General features: G+C 35.3%; 12 protein-coding genes (1 of these 12 cut by a window edge). 8 read left to right on the forward strand and 4 right to left on the reverse strand.

Annotation, left to right across the window (positions count from 1 at the left end; all coding sequences use genetic code 11):
• The 8 genes from SH601_RS14835 to fapR all read left to right on the forward strand — a co-directional run.
• Positions 1-5,584, forward strand: the 3' portion of a protein-coding gene (locus tag SH601_RS14835; protein WP_319959106.1) for an SDR family NAD(P)-dependent oxidoreductase. 3,068 nt of this gene lie to the left of the window's left edge; the window shows 5,584 of its 8,652 coding nt (coding positions 3,069-8,652); its start codon lies off the left edge, out of view; the stop codon is at positions 5,582-5,584.
• Positions 5,577-14,273, forward strand: coding sequence for an SDR family NAD(P)-dependent oxidoreductase (locus SH601_RS14840; RefSeq protein WP_319959107.1), 8,697 nt, complete (start codon positions 5,577-5,579; stop codon positions 14,271-14,273). Before SH601_RS14835 ends, SH601_RS14840 begins: the two co-directional genes overlap by 8 nt.
• A 597-nt stretch (positions 14,274-14,870) precedes the next feature.
• On the forward strand, positions 14,871-15,725 hold the full coding sequence (locus SH601_RS14845) for an ABC transporter ATP-binding protein (RefSeq protein ID WP_319959108.1): 855 nt from the start codon (positions 14,871-14,873) through the stop codon (positions 15,723-15,725).
• Positions 15,722-16,429, forward strand: coding sequence for a fluoroquinolone export ABC transporter permease subunit (locus SH601_RS14850; RefSeq protein ID WP_319959109.1), 708 nt, complete (start codon positions 15,722-15,724; stop codon positions 16,427-16,429). The genes SH601_RS14845 and SH601_RS14850 overlap by 4 nt, the downstream gene beginning before the upstream one ends.
• Positions 16,426-17,148 (forward strand): hypothetical protein, encoded by a 723-nt coding sequence (locus SH601_RS14855; RefSeq protein ID WP_319959111.1) that lies wholly within the window; start codon positions 16,426-16,428, stop codon positions 17,146-17,148. Before SH601_RS14850 ends, SH601_RS14855 begins: the two co-directional genes overlap by 4 nt.
• 256 nt (positions 17,149-17,404) lie before the next feature.
• Positions 17,405-18,148: a 4'-phosphopantetheinyl transferase family protein gene (locus SH601_RS14860; protein WP_319959112.1), complete on the forward strand. Its 744-nt coding sequence runs from the start codon at positions 17,405-17,407 to the stop codon at positions 18,146-18,148.
• 239 nt (positions 18,149-18,387) lie between these two features.
• A complete protein-coding gene (locus tag SH601_RS14865) occupies positions 18,388-19,929 on the forward strand; it encodes an MFS transporter (RefSeq protein WP_319959113.1) in 1,542 nt (513 codons plus the stop codon).
• A gap of 1,031 nt (positions 19,930-20,960) precedes the next feature.
• Positions 20,961-21,584 carry a transcription factor FapR gene (gene fapR, locus SH601_RS14870; RefSeq protein ID WP_319959114.1) on the forward strand — a complete coding sequence of 208 codons (624 nt, stop codon included), beginning with the start codon at positions 20,961-20,963 and terminating at the stop codon, positions 21,582-21,584.
• Positions 21,585-22,165: 581 nt separating this feature from the next.
• On the opposite strand, the gene istB is transcribed toward fapR, so the two are convergent.
• From istB to SH601_RS14890, 4 genes are all read right to left on the reverse strand, one after another.
• Positions 22,166-22,939, reverse strand: a complete 774-nt coding sequence (gene istB / locus SH601_RS14875) for an IS21-like element helper ATPase IstB (RefSeq protein WP_319959115.1) — start codon at positions 22,937-22,939, stop codon at positions 22,166-22,168.
• Complete coding sequence (locus tag SH601_RS14880; protein ID WP_319959116.1) at positions 22,936-23,664, reverse strand: Mu transposase domain-containing protein; 729 nt, start codon at positions 23,662-23,664, stop codon at positions 22,936-22,938. Before SH601_RS14880 ends, istB begins: the two co-directional genes overlap by 4 nt.
• Positions 23,665-23,743: 79 nt before the next feature.
• Positions 23,744-24,457 (reverse strand): hypothetical protein, encoded by a 714-nt coding sequence (locus SH601_RS14885; RefSeq protein ID WP_319959117.1) that lies wholly within the window; start codon positions 24,455-24,457, stop codon positions 23,744-23,746.
• Between the two features lie 95 nt (positions 24,458-24,552).
• Complete coding sequence (locus SH601_RS14890; protein ID WP_319959119.1) at positions 24,553-24,852, reverse strand: hypothetical protein; 300 nt, start codon at positions 24,850-24,852, stop codon at positions 24,553-24,555.
• Positions 24,853-25,154: the final 302 nt, after the last annotated feature.

A 25,154-nucleotide genomic window follows, 5' to 3' on the forward strand; every position in this document is an offset into this window, starting at 1 on the left:
TGAACGTATCCATCCATTGGTAGGACAAAATACCTCTGACTTAAACAGAATACAATTTACTACCCGAATGTATGGTAGCGAATTTTTTCTAAAGGATCATGTGATAGGTGATAAAAGTGTGTTGCCAGGTGTAGCTTTTATCGAAATGGGACGCGCTGCGGGGCAAATCGCTGGTAAAGCAAAAGTTGCGAAATTAAAAAAACTAGTATGGGTCCATCCTTTTAAAATGAATAATACATTCAAAGACATTCATATTAAATTGAATCCAAGACAGGAAGAAGTTTATTATGAAGTATTTTGTGAATCCAATAAAGAGGAATTACTTCATCATGGAAAAATAATATTTGAACATCATGAACAACAAGAGACACAGCCTAAGTTAATAGATCTCGATGAGGTGATGAGTAGATGCAATCATTTGTCAACAAGTAATGAATTCTACAAGGCTGTTACAAAGCGGAATATATTTTTGGGCCCGAGCTTTCAATCTATTCAGGAATTGTATGGAAATGAGCATGAGACTTTATCTAGAATTAAACTTCCAGAGGTTATTCAAAAGGAAAATCATGGGTTCGAACTTCATCCATCCATCATGGATGGTGCATTTCAAACAGCATTAGTAGGCACAAAATCTGAAAACCTGTATGTACCATTTTCCGTAGGTGAAATAGAAATTTTACACTCATTATCAAATGTCAGTTATGTATATTCAGTGCGTACAGGGCAACACGATCAATCCACGACCTTTGATGTTGACATTTTGGATGAAAGGGGTCAGGTGTTGGTTCGTGTGAAAAAGCTTACAGCAAGGAAATATGTCTTTGATGTAAAGGACAGTCAACCTTTATATTTTCGTAAAGTATGGGAACCTGCTCCGCTTAGTTTTGAAAAGAACCCTTTACTAGGTAATTTGTTAATCTTTGACCATAAAGAAGAGATTTGGCAAGCGGTAAAATCTCACCCAAGTTTATCACGGGCAATATTAGTTAGACCTGGCGTGGCATTTCGAGAGGTTGAAGATGATATATATGAGATTTGTCCAAATAAGTATAGTGATTATATTCAACTGTTAAGCATCCTTAAACAGAAAGGGATGTTTCCAACTCAGATGTTATTTCTCTGGGCTCACAGGGAGACTGCTGATACATGCGACGATGTGTACAAACAACTCAGCAATGGGATTTATTCCGTATTTTACTTGAGTCAGGCGTTCCAAAAACATACGACTACACATCCACTACAGCTACTGTATGTCTATCAGTTAAGTAATGGACTTTATGGGCAACCACTACATAAAGCGTTTGAGGCATTTGCTAAATCGGTTAGCCTTGAACAGAAAAAATACTTGTGTCGATCATTGGCTATGGAATCCATAACTCCTGAAACTGTTCTAGCAACAGCATTACCTGAACTGCAAAGCGCTTCAAATCAGTTAGATGTTCGATACATACAGGGACAACGCTTGGTAAAGCAAATGAGGGAGTTCGCTTTAAATACAGTTGAAGATGGAAGTTCTCCTTGGAGGAAACATGGTGTTTATCTAATTACTGGTGGGCTGGGAGGAATAGGGTTTATTTTTGCCAAGTATCTCGCAAAAGCATATAAGGCCAATCTTCTACTGACTGGGCGCTCACCTTTAACAGAAGAAAATAAATTAAAAATCGAAGAGATTCGTACTTTTGGGTCGGAGGTTACCTATTATCAATCTGATGTTTCTAATCGTCAACAGATAGAACAACTGATGGTAGATATTAAAGAAGAAAGGGATTCTATACATGGTATTTTACACTGTGCAGGTGTTATAAAAGACGACATATTAACGAACAAGACAAGTGATCAAATTGAACAAGTACTTGCACCTAAAATATATGGTACTGTATGGCTCGATAAATTAACCAAACAGGAAAACTTGGATATGTTTGTACTCTTTTCTTCAACTGCTTCTATAACAGGTAATATAGGGCAAAGTGATTATGCTTTTGGTAATTCTTTTATGGACCATTTTTCTGATCATCGTGAACAGTTACGTAAAGCTGGACAACGTAATGGAAAAACTTTGTCTATTAACTGGCCGTTATGGAAGGAAGGCGGTATGAAAGTAGAACAGCAAATTGAAACAATGATGACGCAGACATTAGGTATGGAGCCACTAGAAACGAAGACTGGTATCCAGACAATCGAAGCTGGTATTGGACAACAGAGTAACCATTTTGCCGTCCTTGTGGGAAAACGGGAAAAAATGAAAGCGTTAATCGGTGATATAAACGAAACTAAGCAAGCTGATGAAACTGTATCGACAAAAGGGGATATGGATATGGAGTTAGAATTGGATACAGATTCACTAAGGCAGTCCTTCGAGAATGATATATTAGAAATTGTTGCTAATCTATTAAAAATCGATAAGGAGCATATATTTCCAGAAGAAGATTTAAGTGAATTCGGATTTGATTCTTTAACATTAACAGAATTGAGTAATGAGTTAAATGATAGATTTCAACTAGAACTAATGCCCTCCATCTTTTTTGAACATCAAACGTTAAGTTCAGTTGTCGACTTTCTATTGGAACAACTTAATGATTCAGTATTAGAAATGTACCAGAAAAAAATAGATAAATCTACTTTGTCAATTGAAAGTGGACAAAATATCTCTGAAGCTCCGGATTCATTACAAGCTAATCAGTATGATGTTGATAGGTTACCGGAAAAAGCGAAACCCGAGATTGACCAAAGAAAAAGATACTCAATGACGAAAGAACCAGTTGCAATTATAGGTATGAGTGGAAAGATGCCCCAGTCGAATGATTTAGATACCTTTTGGCAACACATTGAAGAAGGGAAGGATCTTATTACTGAAATCCCTGCTAATCGATGGGATTGGAAAGAAATTTACGGTGATCCCGCTACCCAAGCGAATAAAACGAATATTAAGTGGGGGGGATTTATGAAAGACGTCGATAAATTTGATAGCTTATTTTTTGGTATTTCTCCAAAAGAGGCAGAATTGATGGATCCTCAGCAAAGAATTTTAATGGAAACAGTATGGGAAACAATTGAGGATGCGGGGTACAAGGCATCGGATTTATCTGGAACAAAGACAGGCATTTTTGTAGGAGTTGCAAGTACGGATTATGGATATTTACAGGAAAACAGTGAAATACAGGCTCAAACGTCAACAGGGATGTCCCATTGTATTTTAACAAATAGAATTTCTTACTTTCTTAACCTGCATGGACCAAGTGAACCAATTGATACAGCTTGTTCCAGTTCATTAGTAGCCATTCATCGAGCTGTTGAACAAATCCAGAGTGGACAATGTGATTTAGCTATCGCTGGTGGAATAAACGTAATGGTCAGTCCAACATTATATATATCCTTTAACAAAGCTGGTATGCTCTGCGAAGATGGAAAATGTAAAACTTTTGATAAAGATGCTAACGGTTATGTCAGAGGTGAAGGTGTAGCGACACTATTATTGAAACCTTTAAGCAAGGCTGAAATCGACGGAGATCATATATATGGTGTAATTAAAGGAAGCGCAGTGAATCACGGTGGCAGAGCCAATTCTTTAACTGCGCCGAATCCAAATGCACAATCCGATCTGATTGTTCGAGCATGGAGAGAAGCAAATTTGGATCCATCGACAGTGTCTTACATTGAAGCACATGGTACTGGAACACCATTAGGGGATCCAGTTGAAATAAATGGTCTAAAAAAAGCATTTGATCAATTATACAAGGACTGGGGAAAAAAGATACCTGAAAAACCATCTTGTGGTCTGGGTTCTGTCAAAACTAATGTCGGTCATCTAGAGTCAGCAGCTGGAATAGCAGGTGTTTGCAAGGTACTACTAGCCATGAAAAATAATATCTTACCTGCTTCCATAAATTTTAACCATTTAAATCCATACATTAAATTGGATGACAGTCCATTTTACATTACCGACCAAAAGTCTAATTGGAAAAGGATGAAAGACGAATATCAACAACCGATTCCTAGACGTGCGGGAATTAGTTCTTTTGGATTTGGGGGCGTAAACGCACATGTCGTCATTGAAGAATATCAACCGAGACCATCAAGACATTTAAACCCAGATAATGAAGGGCAAATCATTATTTTATCAGCTCATAATGAAGATTGTTTGAAAGAATATGCGGCTAATCTGGCGAATACATTAAACGAAAGTGCCAATTTGAGAGATATTGCTTATACGTTACAAATTGGGAGAGAAGAGATGGAAGTACGTCTAGCCTTAGTTGTCGATAGTATTGGAGAGCTAAAGGAGAGATTGAATCAATACTGTATGGAAAGAGAATCTGTTGACCAATTATATTGCGGAATTGTTACCGCTCAACATACCAAACGCTTATCAGCAGCAAAGGAAAATAAACAAGATGAATTAATAAGGTTGATGAAAGAAAAACAGTATGACAAACTTGCCAAACTTTGGATTACAGGGGAAAAGATCGATTGGGAACGATTGCATACAGGGCACCAATTATATCGTGTTTCATTACCTACTTATCCTTTTGAGAGAAAACGTCATTGGTTACCAAAAACGGCTTCCGAAAACTCTCAAAACATGGATCATCCGAACGATATAGCGAGTATCCATCCTCTTATTGATCGAAACGAATCGACGATGTCAGCAATTAAGTTTGTCAAGAGTTTAAGGGGAAGTGAGTTTGTACTCTCCGACCATGCACTCAATCAACAAAAGGTTCTTCCAGGTGTAGCAACTCTAGAAATGGCTTTAATTACAGGTAGCAAGGTCTTAGAGAATAAGATAGATAAGATAACCAATATTGTTTGGATACATCCAGTTACAGTATCTGAAAACCAAAATCAAGACATATTCGTATATATACACGGGGAAAAGGATAAGTGTGAATTTGAAGTATGTATGAAAGGTGAAGAAGGTCAAGAAATCCTCCATTCCCAAGGAGAGCTACACATGAAAACTGATTCTTCAGTTCCCTCTACTGAATGGATAGACTTGGATGATATTGAACAAAGGTTGTCCCATTCAATGACTCGTGAACAATGCTATGAAGCTTTTAAGGGAGCAGGATTAACCTATGGACCAAGTTTTAAAGGGATTCAAAAACTATCCTATAATGAGTCGGAATCTTTAGCTTTAATTGAATTACCAGACGTAATCCAAAGTAATTTTGGCAAGTTTGTTTTGCATCCTTCTCTTATGGATGCAGCTGTCCAATCCGTTATAGGGATTTTAGGGCTTGCCCAGACTCAAGCATTGTCTGTGCCGTATGCACTGGAAGAAGTGCAAATAATTAGTGAGCTAACTCAGAAGTGTTACGCTTACGTGACATATGCAAGAGAACAGTCGACCAAGAATCATCATAAGTTTGACATATTGATCCTTGATCGGAGCGGGAAGCTATTGGTTAAATTGGAAAACCTATCCGTACGTTCCTATCAACAAGAAATAATTGCTACGAATCGAGATCAAAGGGGCATTGATGACAATAATATTGTTATTAAAGAATTGCTAAAACAATTGGAACTTGGACAAATAGATGCTGATGAAGCCAATAAACTAATGGAGGAGATATCGTATGAGTAACCCTAAGGCGAATCGGAAAGAGATACTTAAAATGATACAGAATAAAGAATTGTCAGCTGATGAAGGCTTCAACCTATTGACTCAAAATAAGCAAAAACTCCAGCCCAATGATAATGTTTATTTCGAATCTGCTTGGAAAAAATCAACAGTTGAGTCAGATAAGGACATACTTCAATCAAGAGCGGAAAACATTTTAGTTTTTGATTCAATTGGTAACATATCAGAAATGATGATATCTCAATGCGCAAAGAACGATGTTAATGCATCTGTTATTGTAGTGAAACCCGGAAAGAGCTATCATCAGCAAGCAGAACATCTTTATTTCATTAATCCAGGAATAGAAGCAGATTATCACCAATTGTTTCGTGATCTAGTTAAACAAAAAATGATGCCAAGTACGATCTTTCATCATTGGTCCGATGAGAAAAATTTCACTGAGAAGACAGAGATTAGTAGACAGTTGGAGCAGAGCATTTATTCGTTGCTGTACCTAAGTAAAGCACTGATGAAACACTCACCCATGAGGAAGGTCAATGTATTGTATGCTTATACATTTAGCGAGGATTACTTGATGCCACAATATGCTGCAGTAAGTGGTTTCGCAAGAACAGTAAATAAGGAAAATCCCCATATCTTTATGAAATTAGTTGCTATAGATTCAACAGATAAGAAAGAATTTACGAATAACATTATTCAGGAACTTGGTCTGTCGGATCATTCTATAGATATTAAGTATGTAGAAAATCAAAGATTTGTTAGACATTTAATTGAGTATACACCTAAGCAAAAAGAGCGTGATCAATTGCCACTGCAAGAAAAAGGTGTATATGTCATAACTGGTGGCACAGGTGGACTTGGAATGTTGTTTGCTAAATATTTGGCACGGTTAGTGCAAGCAAGGCTTGTACTAACTGGTCGATCAGCATTAACCCCAGATAAGCAAGAGAAATTGGAGGAACTTAAAGAGTTAGGTGCAGAAGTAGTATATATTCAAGCTGATATCTCTAACAAATTAGAAGTCGAAGCATTGATCGAGAAAACTAAATCTTTATTTCATAGTCTTAATGGGATTATTCATTGCGCAGGGGTTACACGGGATTCTCTGATAATTAATAAGAGCAAAGAAGAGATGGATGAGGTTCTGGCAGCTAAGGTATATGGCGCGATTTGGTTAGATGAAGTGACTCAATTTCAAAACCTTGATCTATTTATCATGTTTTCTTCTATTACTGCTGAGTTTGGTAACGAAGGACAAGCTGATTACTCTTATGGAAATTGCTTTATGGATCGCTTTGCAGAAAGACGCCAAAAAATGGGGGCAGTGACGAAGCGCTCCGGTAAAACTATTTCAATAAATTGGCCTTATTGGAAAGAAGGTGGAATGAGAGCTAACGAACAATCACAAAAGTGGTTAGAGAAAGTGATGGGACTCGTTCCGTTGCAGACTAAACAAGGATATCAAGCATTTGAACACGCCATAGACAATGATGCAGCACAAGTGATGGTTTTAGTGGGTGAAAGGGAAAAAATTAACGAAACTATTAGTATGGCAGAAGGTCAACAGAATTCGGGGAGTCCATTGGCCTTTTTACAAAACAATGAGAGAGTGTCCTCGTTGGATAAAAAAGAATTACAACAGAAGACCGCAGTATACTTACGTGATATTCTTTCTAAAGAAACTAAGATACCATATCATAAGATTAAACCGGATGATCCACTTGAAAAATATGGAATAGACTCTATGATTATCATGAATTTGACTCGGACATTAGAGCAATATTTTGGACCATTATCCAAAACGTTATTTTTCGAATATCAAACACTGACAGAACTCTCAAATTATTTCGCTGATCATCATGCAAAAACCTTAATTGAAATGTTAGATATTAAGTTTCAAAATCAAAGAAAAGTTTTAAAAGAAGGTCCTGCGTTTTCCCAACCAGCTCTGAAGAGGCGAACTGAAAAAAAACAAAGTAAAAAAGTCGAAACTGCTCGAACAACGCATAAAAATAATGAGGAGATTGCCATTATTGGTATAAGCGGCCGTTATCCAAAAGCTAAAAATCTTAATGAGTTTTGGAGAATTTTGGAACAAGGAAGTGACTGTATTACAGAAATTCTGGAAGAACGATGGGACTATAGAAAATATTTTGTAGCGGGGAAAAAGAAAAAAGGTAAGACCTATAGTAAATGGGGTGGATTCATTGATGAAATAGATAAGTTTGATCCTTTATTTTTCAATATTTCACCCAAAGAGGCAGAACTAATGGATCCTCAAGAACGTCTGTTTTTAGAAACTGTTTTGCACACAATTGAGGATGCAGGTTACACAAAGCATCGTCTTCAGAGGAATAAGGTTGGGGTTTTTGTTGGTGTAATGTATGGGCAATACCAGTTATACGGTACGAGTGAGGCACAACAGCAGAATGGCTTTGTTCCTGCATCCTCCTATGCTTCAATTGCTAATCGAACGTCTTATTATTTTAACTTTCAGGGACCAAGTATTGCCTTGGATACAATGTGTTCATCTTCACTCACTGCTATTCATTTAGCGTGTATGAGCATACACAAAGGAGAAAGTAATGTTGCGGTAGCAGGTGGAGTTAATTTGACTGTACATCCTAATAAGTATTTGCAATTAAGTGAAGGTGATTTTACTGCTAGTGATGGACGTTGTCGAAGCTTTGGTGATGGTGGGGATGGTTATGTTCCAGGGGAAGGAGTTGGGGCAGTACTTTTAAAACCTCTGAACAAAGCAATAGAAGACAATGACTATATATACGGTGTCATTAAGGGAAGTTCTGTGAATCATGGTGGGAAAACAAATGGTTATACTGTTCCTAGTCCTAATGCACAAGGGAATTTAATTATGGAAGCATTACAAAAATCAAATGTATCTCCAGACGAGATTAGTTATCTAGAAGCCCATGGAACAGGCACTTCATTAGGAGATCCAATTGAAATATCCGGTTTGAGCAAGGCGTTTCAAAATTTATCGAAGAAAGACAAGTTACCAATAGGATCGGTTAAATCCAATATTGGTCATTTGGAATCAGCGGCAGGAATTGCTGCATTAACAAAAGTCTTATTACAGATGAAATATAAGAAGATTGTTCCCTCTATACATTCAGAACCACCTAACCCGAATATTGACTTTGAACACTCTCCATTTTATGTTGCTAAACATTTGGAAGAATGGGCTCAGCCAACTGTGGTGGAAGATGGAGAGAAGGTAACAATTCCTCGAATGGCAGGTATAAGTTCCTTTGGGGCAGGGGGCTCTAATGCACATTTGATATTACAAGAATATGAACAAGATATTCCAGCCAAACAGAAAGGTAATGATCCGCAGTTGATTCTCCTTTCTGCTAAAGATAAAGATAGGTTAAAGGCAAAAGCTCGCCAAATGATAGAATTTATAACTAGTGAAGAAATGCCTTCGTATACTAGAAACCATGCGGATAGAAAAGTTTCAATAAACAGATTGCAAACAGATATCGTGGATATTGTTTCAGAAGTAATGGGTGTGGTGAAAGAAGATATTGATATAAATGAAAATATTACAGATTATATTGAGGATCATATGAGCTTATCTGAGATTATCCACCAAATTAATCAAATTTATGGTATGGAAATAGACACTACCATTTTTTCCGAACCTTCTTCAATCCATGCGATGTCAGAATGGTTGTATAGTGAATTAAATATAAATTTTACCGATCAAAAAGATCAGAATGAGTTTGTGAATGTTAAAGATGGCAATAACCTTTTTCTCGGTGATATTGCCTACACGCTTCAAGCAGGACGGGAAAAAATGGATGAACGATTGGCTTTTGTTGTATCTGATATAGATGAATTAAAAGGTAAGCTTGAACTATTTTGTGCAGATCAGACTTATGGTGAGGATCTATATGTCGGAAATGTTCAGGATTCTTTTCGGTCTATTAGTGTGTTTGACGGAGAAGCAGGGGAAGCTTTTGTAAAGAATCTTACAGTTAACAAGGAGCTAAACAAACTTGCGGAATTATGGTTATCTGGTGTAGAGATTGATTGGGATTTATTACACCAAGGCACTGGAAGGCGAATTCCTCTGCCACATTATCCATTTAAAAAAGAACGCTACTGGATACCACCTGTTGAGAAGAAAGGAGCAGTGGAAAAACTTCATCCATTGATTGAACGCAATATTTCAACACTAAATGAAATGAAGTTCAGTTCACAACTCTATGCTCATGAGGGTTACCTTTTTGACCATACAATAAATAATCAACAAATATTCCCTAGTCTAGCAACTTTAGAAATCGCCTTTGCTGCAGGTAATCTGGCGAATCAACGAATGGTTTATCAATTGGAAGACGTAGTTTGGGATCAACCCTTAGCTTTTAAGGAAGGGTCACTAGACATGGAAGTTTCTCTATATTCGCTTGGAGAGACGGTAGAATTTGAGATAGCTGAAGTTAATGATGAAATCTTAAAAGTCTCTTTACAAGGAAAACTCACCTATGACGATCATCAGGAAACTGAGATAGAAATGGTAAATCTAAAAGCCATTGTAAATAGATGTCAAGAAATAAACACCCGAGAGTTATTCAAACGTTTGAAGGACCAAGGGGTAATGTATGGGTCTGGTTATCAATTAATTAAAAACTGTTATTTGGGAGAGAATGAGGCCATTGTACAACTAGATATTTCAGAGGAACAGACTGAAGAAACCCTTGAATACACGATACATCCAGCTTTACTAGAAGGAGCATGGCAAGCTGTTCAGGCGTTACTCATTCAAAACCAGTCAACAGATAACTATGTTCCATATAAGTTGAGCAAAGTAGTATCTACAAGGAAGCGCCTATCAAACAAATGTTACGTTCATGTGCAACAAGTAAATCAGGGAGATGATGTTGATAAAGTATTCAATATACAAATGATCAACGAGGCTGAACAAGTCATTGTTACGATAAGAGATCTTACTGCTAAATTATTTGTTACGGATGTGGTGAAGGAACAACATTCGTCTCAACTGTTAAAACCAGCAGTATCCAATTCTCTATCAATTGAAAAATTGCAAAAAATGGTAGCAAGTGATATTCAAAAGTATGCTGCCAATATTTTGAAAATGAAACCTGAACAACTTGATATAAACACTGAATTTGATCAATATGGCTTTGATTCAGTTGGATTGAAGGCTTACGCTGATCAGCTGAGTGATGCGTATAATGTGGAGATCTTACCTACTATTATTTTTTCAGCTGCTGATATTAAAGGTTTAAGTCAGCAATTGATTATAGAATTTGAAAGCGAAATCAGGGATCATTATGAACAAAAAGAAGTGCCTAAAGTACAAATGACTAATAAGTCAAAAGAATTGTTAGAGCCTTTATCTAAGCGTTATAAAGATGGTGTGCACATCACCACGGCCAAAAGCTCTAGGCAATCTGAAGCTATTGCTATTATTGGGATGAGTGGGATTTTTCCTGGATCGGAAAATCTGGACGAATTTTGGAAGCATCTTGAATCGGAAACCAATCTTATCACAGAAGTGCCGAAAGATCGCTGGGATTGGCGTGACTTCCATGAGGATTATACTAATGGCCATCTCACCACGAAGTCAAAATGGGGAGGGTTTATTCCAGATGTTGATAAATTCGACCCCCATTTTTTCAAAATATCTCCGCTGGAAGCAGAAATGATGGACCCACAACAACGATTATTTTTACAAGCTGTGTGGCATACCATTGAAGATAGTGGCTATAAGGCTTCAGTTTTATCTGGTAAAAACATCGGCCTGTTTGCAGGTGTTCAATTTAGTGATTATCAGAAGTTGCTTGCAAGCGAAGGAAAGTTAAATGCCCAAATGGGATTGGGAAATGAACACTCCATTTTAGTAAACAGAGTCTCTCATTTCCTTAACTTCCACGGACCTAGTGAGCCATCAAACACAGCTTGTGCTAGTGCTGGGACAGCGATACATCGTGCCGTAAATTCAATTCGTATGGGAGAAAGTGAACTTGCGATTGCAGGCGGGATATGTTTAAATCTAGCACCGCATACGATGATAAGTTCTGATCAACTTGGTATTTTATCACCAGATGGGAAGTGCAAAACGCTAGATAAAAATGCGGATGGCTACGTTAAAGGTGAAGGTGTAGCAGCTGTTATGTTGAAACCCTTAAATCAAGCGATTAAAGATCATGACAATATTCACGCTATCATTAAGGGTACAGCAGTAAATCACGGAGGAAAAGCAGCCTCCTTAACTGCTCCAAACCCTAAAGCGCAAACCGAAGTCCTTGTAAAAGCTTATGAGGAAGCTCAGATAGATCCTTCTACTATAAGTTATCTTGAACTTCATGGAACTGGAACAGAGTTGGGTGATCCAATCGAAATAGAGGGAATAAAAAATGCTTTTCAGCGTCTAACAGAAAATCAAAAACAACGAAATGACGAGAAATATTATTGTGGTCTTGGATCCGTAAAAACAAATATAGGTCATCTCGAACCAGCTTCAGGAATTGCCGGCTTACTGAAGTTAGTACTGTCCATGAAAAATAAAACATTACCAGGTATGCTGCATTTAGAAGAAGTGAATCCTTACGTAAATACTAAGAATACCCCTTTTTATATTGTGGATAAAACACAAGATTGGAAAAGAATGAATGACGGCAAAGGAAATGAGATTCCACGCCGTGCAGGAGTCAGTTCATTTGGTTTTGGAGGTGCTAATTCACATATTGTACTGGAAGAATATGAGAGACCAAAACAAAACTATGAAACTAAAAAACAGCACATCTTTATTTTATCTGCTAAGAACAGAAATCAGCTAAAGGAATATGCTAAAAACATTACTCAGTATCTTGAACATAAATTTAGCAAGCAAGAGGAGCATGAATTTACCGATTTTATCTATACCTTGCAAGTCGGACGGGAAGAAATGGAGGAGCGTTTGGCGTGTGTCGTTTCGGAAGCAAACGAGCTAGTTAACTTGTTACATGAGTTTGTTGCGGGAGGAACGGACGGAGGTAATCTTTATACGAGTCAGAAACAAATCAATTACAAAGTGTTAGAACAAGATAGTGATCAAGATGATCACCGTTTTATTCAAGGGTTGATCAATAAGCAAGATTGGGGTCAAGTTGCAGAACATTGGGTTTCAGGCAAGGAAGTAGATTGGCAGACTTTGTATACTGAAGAGAAGCCATTCCGTATATCATTGCCAACTTATCCATTCGCCAAGGAAAGATATTGGGCTGTTAGCAATAAAAAACCAGAAATAATTCCCCAAGGTAATAACATTATACAAAATGACCAAAAGATTGATCTGCATCAAAACAACTCCAAAAATGGGAGTAACTTCTTTGATGTTTTATCTACCTCTACCAACAATCATAAAAATGTACTAAATGATGATGGAGTAGCAGCTGCTAAAGAGGTACTAAAAAATGAAGATACAGCATCAGAAGAATTACGCATGGTCATTGTTGAACTGAAAAGTATATTTTCTAATGTATTAAAGTTAGAGGAACATGAAATTCAAGAAGACCTTAATTTGGGAGAGTATGGGGTAGACTCTATCGTTTCGTCTGTTATTGTACAGGATATACAACAAGTATACAATCTATCTCTTCCGCTATCTGTGATTGTAGAATATCCAACACTTTTTGAATTATCTAGACATGTAATGGACGAATTGAAGAGAGAAGGTTTACTTCAAGACTTAAATACAGTGCCACAAAATCAACATTCAGTTCAAACAAGAAATGTTGAACAGCACAGAGATATTCCAGTAAAAAGAGTGAAATTACCACCAGAACTCATCCCACTCAATGGCCGAGGGCATCATCAAAATGCATTTTTTGTCCATGGTGGCCCTGGTTTAGCTGCATTTTATAATAATTTGTCAGCTGCCTTAGGTAACCAATACCCTGTTTACGTGTTTCAAGCAAGGGGTGTTGATGGAAAAACGATGCCGAGAGATTTTGAAGAAATGGTTAATCATTACATGCAGTGTATTAGGATTGCCCAGCCTCAAGGACCATATATCATTGGGGGATATTCATTTGGAGGGATAATTGCTTATGAGATGGCACAGCGTTTTATGCAGCAAGGAGAGGAAGTACAGAAGTTGATCTTATTTGATACATTTCCTCCTCACCCAGAAGCGAATGAAATATTTTATTCAAATAGTGATCCCAATAATTCATTTTTTAAATTGATGATGGGGAACGAGTTTGCGAACGCACGAGAAAACAAAGCAGCACTTATCCTTTCCGAGGATTTGGAAGGTGTTCACCCAAATCTACACATCGCGCATATTGCGAAATTAGCAAAAGAAAGAGGAAATAGCCCTCTAACTGTTGAGGATATTTATAATTTTATTTCAGGTGCCTGCAGACTCAATGATTATGCAGGATCAACATATGATACCTACAGACCTAAACCTTATTACGGTAATGTTCTGTATTTAAAAGCAACAGATGGATTTCTTGGTGCGGATAATTGGATGGGATTAGACCCAGTTAATGTATATGGTGATTATGACTATACCAAACCTTGGCATCAATGGGTTAAAGGAAAATTAGATATTGTTGAAGTCCCTTGCGACCATTTTAACATTCTTGAAGAACCTTCTTTAACTATTGTAAAGCGGTCGATTAAAGCTATTATTAAAGTTAAGAATGAAGTCATGTCCTAAATATGACCCAGAAGAGTCTGCACTGACGCCTTAAAAAAGTTGAGAATGGTATGTAACGAACATGCTATTCTCAACTAATATAACTAAAGAGAACTTTTAGGTAACAATTGACAAATTAAATGAAGTAACCTAGAATAAACTTTATGTGAATAAATAATTTTTTTATTTTTATATTCACATAAAAATAAATAGATGTTAAATGAACCAGAACCAAGAGATTGGGCTGAAAATCAGATTGTTTTCGAAGAGGAAGAAGCGTAGATGATTATATTCTGATTACTAGATATATAAAATCATCAGTTGAAATAGTATATAAATGTAATGAACGATTGACCTTAATAACCATTATGAAAATGGCGTCAGCATACACGATAGAAACATGTACATAAATGAATTTATCGAAAACTATGGATTATGGAGGTGTTTCCTATGTAAATGGGATGGTTCCAATTGTGAAAGTAAGCTAAAGTTGAAAATACCCGTGTTGGGTTTACATTTTTCATACAGTTCAGTGTAGTACACCATTTATGATCATCTAATGACTATTATCTTACTTTTTTAGTTTTATAAAAACCATCATTAAAAAGGAGGGTATACATGATTAACGTAAACCAGTTGTATTTTACTTATCCGGCGAACAAGCATAAAACTATCAAGGGGATGAGTTTTAGAGTAGAAGAGGGAGAGATCTTCGGTTTTTTAGGTCCCTCAGGCGCAGGGAAAAGTACCGCACAAAAAATTTTAATCGGAATTCTTAAGGGCTATTCAGGAAGTGTAAGTGTTATGGGTAAAGAGATTAGTAATGTTGATAAGGATTACTATGAGAAAATTGGTGTGTCTTTTGAATTACCTAATCTGTACAATAAATTTACTGCATTAGAGAATTTAAATTTTTTCAGTTCTTTATATTCTGGATCTAAAGAGGACCCGAAACAACTACTAGAATCTGTTGGGCTTGAACAACATGCTCATAGTAGAGTCTCAAGTTTTTCAAAAGGCATGAAAATGAGATTGAATTTAGTACGCTCGCTTTTGAACAAGCCGGAACTTATCTTCTTAGACGAACCTACATCAGGACTAGATCCAGTAAATATGGAAAAGGTAAAAGATATTATTTTAAATAAGAAAGTGGAAGGAAAAACAATTTTTTTAACTACTCATAACATGAATGTTGCAGAAGAGATTTGTGACCGAGTTGCTTTTGTAATAGATGGCCAAATTAATGTAATTGATTCTCCACGTGAGTTGAAATTGCGTTACGGTCAGAAGAAACTGCAGATTGAATACAGGGAAAATCATCAAATGAAGTCATCCGTTTTTTCTATGGAAGGGCTAAGAGATAATGAAGAATTTATGAATATTATTAAATTCAAGGATATAGAGAGAATGCACACGCAGGAGGCCATGCTACAGGATATATTCATAAAGGTGACAGGAAGGGAAATTATATGAGACTTTTATCTGCTTTAAAATTTGATATTTTGTCTCTTTATAGGTATAGAATAATCCATTCTTACCTAATTATCGCGATTGCTTATATCTTTTTAATAAATATGGTGCCAGAATCAGTATCTATTACTACCAAAATTTTGGTGATATTTACAGACCCTGTTGTGCTTGGATTCTATTTTATAGGGGGAGTCATCCTTTTAGAAAAGTCACAGCATACTTTTGATAGTCTTTTTGTGACTCCTTTTCGTATAGAGGATTATATTATAACTAAAGTGTGTTCTTTCACTCTGCTAACAGTGGTAGTCTGTCTTATCATTATCTTTTTTACTACTGGATTTAAAATAAATATATGGCCCCTTTTATTAGGTGCCATTTTAAGCGCTATTTTTTTTACACTCGTCGGATTTATTTTGGCTGTTCGAACTAAAACTCTTAATGGCTATTTTATAATCTCGGCTCTTTATTCAGCAATCTTCTTTCTACCTTTACTAGATTATCTTAACATTTTTCATACAAGGCTATTTTATATTATACCTTCACATTTAACTCTTATTCTTATAGAAGGTGGATTTATAAATTTATCGGCATGGAAGATGTTATATGCAGTTGTCACGCTTATAATTTGGATTGGAATAGCTTATATTTTTGCGAGTCATTCCTTTTACAAATCAATCATCTTAAATATTGGGAGTGATAAAAATTGAAAACTTTTATAACCTTCCTTATTGGAGATATTAAAAATATTACACGTGACTCTATGTTATTAGGTTCTATGTTAGCACCTATTGCATTAGCTTTATTCATCAAACTATCCACTTCTCATTTCTCAGAATTTTTCAATGGGATTTTCCCATTTTCTATTGAACATCACTACATTTTTATAATGAGCTTTGTGATCTTATTATCACCATTTATGCTTGGGATAATGGCAGGTTTAATGATTTTAGAAGAAATGGACAATAACGTTTTGTCCTATATAGCTGTTACACCGGTGTCAAAGTCAGGCTATCTATTATATCGCTTAATTGTTCCTATGTTGATTAGTACAATTTTAACAATTTTTATTATTATATATACAGGACTTGTTGATTTTACAATTAGAATATTGCCTGTAGTGTTGATGGCAGCCATGATTACTCCAATAATGGCATTGTTTTTAGCAAAGGTTGCAAATAATAAAGTTGAAGGGCTAGCTATAGGGAAAGCGATGGGAGTAATTTTAATTGTTCCTGTTCTAACATACATTGTAGAGTCAAAATGGCTTTTATTATTGGGTGTTTTACCAACATTTTGGGTTTCAGAAGCGTTCATGAAAAGTTATGGAATGGCATTTTATAGTAATATCTATATATTAATAGGATTTTGTGTTCAGGTTATATATGTATATATATTATTTAAAATGTTTAATCGCAAGTCAACATAATTCCATTCTAGAATCCAAACGTTCTTGGATGGTGTACGAAGCGAATTTCACAAAGATAGATTAGCCATTAGTTCTACAATTCCTTTTCTTCCCGAATTAGAGCCGACATTATATATAGTTGTCAACACGAATAACTACAATAAAAGTTCGATTTTACTTTTAAATCATTATACCAAGTCCGACTTCAGTGCTTGTCGGGGGCTTGAAGCCTATGTGTAATTTACAAAATATTTGGGGAATATTAAGGGGGATAAGTGTGGTACAAGATATATACCACTTAATAAAATTGGATAGAGAGAATACAACTTTTAAGGCTTGCGTAGTTATAGGATATGCTGCACTTGATAGTTTAAATGATTTGATAAATATATTAACTCCTACTGAAATATTAGAATACAAGAAGTTACAAGTTAGTAAAAGAAGACTTGAATATTGTTTAGGAAGATATGTTGGGAAAAAAAGTGTCGCAAAATTAACAGGTTATAAAGAACTAAGAAACTTTACCATAACGAAAGGAGTGTTTAATCAACCAATACTTTATTCCGAGAATAACAACCTGAAGAGCACACAATTAAGCATAAGCCATGTTAATAATATTGCAGTTGCTATTTCTTTTCCTGAAGAGCATCCTATGGCTGTTGACATAGAGGAAATTTCTGGTAAAAACAGGTCGATTTTAATTTCTCAAATGCTTGTTCATGAGCATAAATTACTAGATTTAATCTCTTGTAGAAATTTAGTAGGTTTAACATTAATGTGGACTGTAAAAGAGGCATTGGCAAAAGTATTAAAAACGGGTTTAACTGCTCCTTTATCTATTTATTCCATTAGTCAAATAGAAAAAGTAGATGGTGGTTATATGAGCGAATTTACTAATTTCTCGCAATATAAGGTATTCAGTTGTATTTTAGGTGAATATATTATATCTATTTGTCTGCCTAGAAAAACTATTATGCATATTAATTTATCGAATGTCCCTTCTTTACTTCTAAATATTTAATGAAAATTGAGTTGTATTAAATTGTTTTTCTGCAATATTTACATACTGAAGGCATTGTACAGATTTACATAAAAGTACCAAACTCAATGTTAAAGGGTGATGTTTAATTTTAAAACTTTCTAGAATAGGAAAAGCGTTATCAATTTATTGTAAGTTACTTTACAATTCATAGGTTTTATCGCATCATTATGAATTAAAAATAAAATAATTCATAAAGTCACATAGGAGGGGTGTTTTTTATGTCAAATTATAAAAGTACAAAACATGAACAATCAAAATGGTGGGCACTTATTGCATTAACTTTAGCAGCGGTTATGGTTGGATTGGATATGACAATCCTTAATATTGCCTTACCTACTTTATCAGTTACTTTTGATGCTTCAACTAATCAATTGCAATGGTTTATTAATTCTTATACTTTAGCACTTGCTGTTTTTATGTTACCTGCTGGACTACTAGGTGATCGCTTTGGGCGTAAAAAAATGCTGATTTGTGTATTTATAATGTTTGCTGCAAGTTCATTGCTTTGCGCATTTGCCACAAATGCTGAACTATTTATTATCGGCAGAGTATTATTAGGAATTGCTGCAGCTTTTGTTATTACTTTGTCTACTGCCATTCTTCCGGTGATTTTTTCAGTTGGAGAAAGATCTAAAGCAGTTTCTATTCTTATGATTGGCACCATGTTATCATTACCAATTGGTCCACTTTTAGGAGGTTGGATCTTAGATTATCTATGGTGGGGATGGATTTTTTTATTAAATATTCCTATTATTATGTTAGCAAGCATAGCTGTGATCTTATTTTTGCCCGAATCTCGTGGTGAACAGAAATCTAGAGTTGACTTTGTTGGTATCTTGCTTTCTGGTATCGGATTATTTTGTGTTTCATATGGTACCATCGAGGCAGGAGCACGAGGATGGGACAATAGCTTAACATTACTAACATTAATAACCGGATTTTTCTTAGTAGGACTTTTTGCTCTATGGCAGTATAAAACTAGATATCCACTTATTGACATGACTATATTCCGCACACCAGTATTTCGGTGGTCGATGGTATTGTCTATACTTGTTAATATCTTGTTATTTGGTATGCTTTTCATCATTCCGCTATATTACCAAGTTGTAATAAAGACAGATGCTTTTGGAAGTGGTTTGCGTTTGCTATTCCTTGTTGCAGGGTTAGTTATAGGTGGAATTTTGACAGAAATAAGTGTGGCTAAATTTGGAGAAAAAAAGATTATTGTTTCTGGCTTTTTTCTGATTGCGTTAGCAACGATAGTAGGAGCAAATACAACGATAGATAGTACTGAATGGTTTGTAGGGACATGGTTAGCTGTTTTTGGATTAGGTATGGGTTTGGCTATGCCAACTGTGATGAATCTAGCTTTAGGGGCTCTATTAAGTAAGCAAAGTGGGATTGGTTCTTCTGTTATACAAACAGGTAGACAGGTTGGTGGTGCTCTAGGAGTTGCAATTTTTGGGTCAATTTTGAATTCTGGATATCGAAGTAATTTACAATTAGAACAATTCCCTAATGAAGTAAGAGGTGTTGTTCAGGAGAGCGTTGCGGCAGGAGCTGTAGTTGTGGAGAATTTAACGATCCCAGAGCTACTAGATAACCTTTATCAGTCATTTATTATGGGAATGAATAATGTACTATGGATATGTTTTGCTATAGCGATATTCGGTATAATGGTTTCATTCATATTTCTACCAGCTTCTATTGAGGAAGATGAGATATATGTGCATAAAGAAGGGGAAAGTATTGGCAGATAAACTTAACAAACAAAAAAGAATAATATCTTAATAGGTAGTTACGATGTGAAATGAAACCTTGCTAATAGGAAACCTGTCTATAATGGCCATAGTCTTAACAAAGTAAGTTTAACAGAGCTAACAAGTGTATTATAAAAGAATTCACATCAGCATTCCATCCAGTGCTTTGTAATCTGTTAGATATTCCGAGAAGGACGTTTTATGATTCGTTAAATAAAGAGAATCGAACCGTGATCGAGATAATAGAGAGTTAACCGAACGATTATAGAAATCCATGTAGATAGTAAGCAACGTTTTGGTACGCCTAGAATCCATTATATAAAAAGAAGGTTATCAGGTTAGTCTTAAATGTGTTCAGCGGCTAATGGAATAATCGGACATTTGCTCCATTATCACAACACCAAGCAAGGAAAAAATAGTAGTTGTGGAAATATCCAATTCCACAACTACTATTTATGAAGTGGGTTGGAGATATTGCCTTTATCGATACATTAAGCGTATTTTAAAAATACTGAAATTTTTTTCGGAAAAATAGAAGGAATTTACAAATGAATCTAGAAGATAATAATATAGATATAATTTTACACTATCGTTGCATAAGTGTAGTTTGAATAACCAGTAATTTTATCTATCTCAATTTCACCAAAAGACAAAGCCTAATCAAAAGGTATTCTGTTTATTTGGAAATAACTACCACGTAAATACTTGCGGATACGGACTGAGGCTTCCAACAAATCTTCGAATCTAGATATAAGCAGGCTTCCAAAGTATATCTTTTATCCCAAAATCTTGTCTCCTAAAAAGGGATGGAAGGTATAAATAAGAAAGTAGATAAAATCAGAGAAAGAATCAGAATACTTTTAAACTTTAAACTATGGAAGTTTGAATCGAAGTGCTCTCTAAAAAATACAAGGATATAATGAAATACTATTGAATTTTTTCTGCAAAGCTTAATTTATTTTTATACTAAAGTGATTAATATTTCCGCCGTTTTTATCATATTTAACTTATAATTAAAAAGGTGTGTCGATATGGGGAAAATAGAAAAACGACAAACATTATTAAAACAGATAATTTCAGAAACTCCGTTTATAAAAGATAAAGAGTTAGCAAGAATACTGAACGTAAGTATACAAACAATAAGGTTAGATCGACTTGAATTATCAATTCCTGAATATAGAGAAAGAATAAAAAATATTGCCTATGACAGTCAAAAGGAAGAGTTCCGTTTGTTACCGATTGACGAAGTGATTGGAGAACTTATTGATTTAGAACTTGATAATTCTGCGGTATCGATTCTAGAAATAGAAGGAAATGAACATGTGTTTAGTCGTAATCAGATTGTTAGGGGGCATTATTTATTTGCACAAGCTAATTCATTAGCGATAGCAGTTATAAATGATGAACTAGCGTTAACATCTCAAGCAAATATGCGTTTTCTAGAACAGGTTAAACAAAATGATAAGGTAATTGCAAAAGCTAAAGTAAAAGAAACCGATTTTGAAAATCGCCGCGCACTAGTAGAAGTTAAAAGCTTTGTAAACGGTAACATAGTATTTTTGTGTGACTTTGAATTTTATAGGTCTAATTGGGTTGATTTAAAGGCCAATGATAGAGATAGAAAGAGAACCTCCTTTAGTTTAATAAACACTTAATTTTGAAATAATCTTAAAAGAATTACTGTATATATTATAAGCTTATTAAAAGCAGATTTTCCATGTATACATGGAAAATCTGCTTTTTTATTTATAAAATAAAGTAGAAAAAGGAAGTTAGCCTCTGTCTATGCATAAATGGTATTATTTCCACTCCTTAATGACTAGAAATTGACGAGGAGTTTTATCCTCATTTTGACGGAAAACATGCCAAAAAGTGAAGGAAGCAGTAAATTCAATTGCACAAAATAGTGACAAATCTAACAAATTATCCATTAGACAAATATCTGTTGTTTGCTGATTCATTTAATCCGTGTTTTGTAAAATTTAAAATTGAACAGGATGAGAAAACATAAAAAATCAGTGGAGATAATTTTGGTTATTTTCTTTATGTATTTATTAGTAAGTTGACTAGAGAGTAAATTAATAAAAGTTTAAGTTCCTAAGTTCAATAACTAATAGATAAAAATACTACATTTCACTAACATTTACACAAATTTTACATATTCAAATTAGAAAACTGTAACCGACAAGTAGAATTAAACAATTTTTCACAAATAACATTCAACAGTTTTTCGCAATTAAGACTCAACACCTGATTCTGGAAATAATACTTGACGGTATTTCATTCTGATACTGTCTTGGGTTTCATCAAATGTAATGATTTCACTTCTATGGAGAAGGCGATCTAAGATCGCCGTTGTTAAAGTTGTATCTCCAAGAAATTTTCCCCATTCACTTGGACCTTTGTTTGAAGTCAAAATAAACGCTGTTTTATCGTACATTTCATATATAAATTGAAAGAATAGTTGGGCATCCTTTGCTTCATAAGCCATATACATTACATCATCAATTATGATTAAATCTGATGTAGTAATCCGTTTGTGACGTGTTCTTGATTTGCTAATATATTCTTTTGTTTTTAATACATAGAGTAAGCGTTCCATAGATACAAAAGAAACCTGATACCCCTGTTCAACCGCATGAATACCTAATCCTGTGGAGAGATGAGTTTTTCCCGCCCCAGGTGGGCCCATCATAATTAATGTGAAGTTCTCTTCAATCCAAGACAACTCTTTTAATACATTTAATTGCTTGTCTCCGATCGCAGATTGTTCCTCTAAGTGAAACTGCTTTAGTGTTAATTGCTGGGGAAACTCTGCCCATTTCATCAGCTTCGCACAGTTCTTCTGTTCACGACAAGCTAATTCATATCCAAATACATGATCTATAAACTCATGGTATGTCCATCCTTTTGACTCTGCTTCTCTAAGCATGGTTGGTAGTTCTTTAGCGGTTTCTGCTAACCTCAACGTTTTACACTTATCCTGAAGTACTTTATAAAAGTCTGTCATTTCAAACTACCTCCTTGAAGAACTTTGAGGTAGATATCTTGGTTACGCTCGGGTGCTTTAATGTCTTTATATTTTTCATTAATCACTTCTTTCGGTGGTAGTTGTTTATTGCTTTGCATCTCTAACGAGATCGCAATATCTCTTAAATCATTTGCACTTGTTAAACCAAGTTTTTTCATTTCTTTAACGGCATCATTTACATAACCAGGATATTTATTTGCGGTATTAAGTACTACCTTAAATTGATCATTAATATGACGAGGATAACGTTCTATTAATGTCTCGATGAGCCAGTTTGAATCCTCTGGATTATCTAATAGATTCAATATGTCTTGAGCTAGCTTATCTTTCTTTGTTTGCGTTCTTAGTCGATGATCAGGGGCCGTTATAACTGTTCCTTTTTCTTTTGACAATTTGTGTTTAGCAATTGGATTACTATTTAGGTGAAGATATATACTTAAATCTTCTTCAGTTACAGAGATATAAGCGATATTTTCTGCGCCACTTTGAAATGTTCCGAGAGGAACACTATATCGATTCCCCTCATAGCGAATAACATTGTCTTTATGAATCTTTCTTGTTATATTTATAGAGGACACATTTTCAAAAATGTAATTTCCATTGATCTTTTGAAGGTGCTGCTTTTCTAGGGCGTGCACTTCGAAAGGTCTTTTCTTTGTATTATGATGAATTTTATAATTCCCTGTTCTTTTAAGCCAGTTCAAACATGAATTCTGCCATAATTCCAGGTTCTCAAATAAACGATGCTTGGCAAAATTATTTTTAACTTATTTCACAACCTGTTCAATTTTTCCTGCACAAATAAATACTAAACTTTCTGGTTTCATGATACTTAGTAAATGATTCTGTCAATATTAAGTCTCCAGCATTTTCGCTAACTGCTAATAGTCGATCTTGATCATATACAATTTCACTAGTCATTCCCCAAAAATACCTAAAGGCATTTTCCTGCATTCTTATCAAATCACTTGTGCGAAGTGGTCGATCTATCCATTCTATATACTTGTATCTAGAATGAGATAAGAGGAACCCAGCTAAATAAAGTTTCTTTCTTTGCCCTGACTTCGTGTATATGAATATCTCCCCAAAATCAACTTGCATCTGTTGTCCCATAGGGAGTTCATCTACAGTACCATACATTCGCCCCGTAGATTGTCTAGGGATATGGTAGTTATCTCTTAAATCATTTACATAGTTTCTTACCGTATTCTCTGCTACCGATAGAACCTTTAGCCTTTCACGAAGCCAGTCATGTATTTGTGCACTTGTCATGTCAGGGTGCTCTCTTAGCCACATCAGTATTTGATCCTGATAAGGATCAAGTTTCTTAGTTCGGTTCTGCAATGAATAAATAAATTCAGTAAACTCTTCTGGTGTCATATTCAGATATTCAATGACTCGGTTTCTTGAAATGTTTAATTTCTTTGCAATCTTGATGTTTGAAAAACCATCTCTTTTTAATTGATGTACTTCTTGATAAACCATCCACTTTTCCACTCCTTGTTTCCTCCCCCTTCAATACATGCTGCTTCAAGTATATCGAAAGGGAATTAATATAAGTAAACTGTTTAGTCTTATTTGTAGAAAACTGTTTAGTCTAGTTTAGCAGTTACACCAGTCAGCTTCCATGATCTCACCCGGTTTTCTACGGATACGCAAAGTAGCTTTATACTTATCTGCATACTTACTGTAGTGGCGTGCAAAACTACGATAGGAATATGGGATTTTTGATTCGAACGGCATTCAGCTTCATATTCATGGTGAAGAAGCGAAAGCGTCACATTGGGCTTCGCTAACTCTTCATGAATATAATCCAAATTCAAAGGTTGCCTCCCAGACCCCTCCATGGTCTTTTCTGGAAAAGGAAATTCTTCAATCCACTGATCTGTCATTTCCTCCTCTAAGGCACACACTAACCCCTTCTTTTCGGCCGACTCAATGACCTCTGTTACTTTTTGTCAAGAGTTACCAGTAAATGCGGCAATGCCCCTGCGACTGATTCCTTCATGGTGTAACTCCAAAATCTTTCGGTATTGAATCAAACAAAAAACCTCCTATATAAAAAGTGTCACACAATAAGTGTGCTCACTAATTATATAGGAGGCTTGAACTGGCAAACAGTCAGGCACTAGGTGGTAAAGTTGATGGGGTTTTCTGGTAAATATTATGTCAGTGGCGGTAATCACCGTTAGCT

It is taken from the genome of Gracilibacillus pellucidus (genome assembly GCF_033949965.1).
GTDB lineage: Bacteria > Bacillota > Bacilli > Bacillales > Amphibacillaceae > Gracilibacillus > Gracilibacillus pellucidus.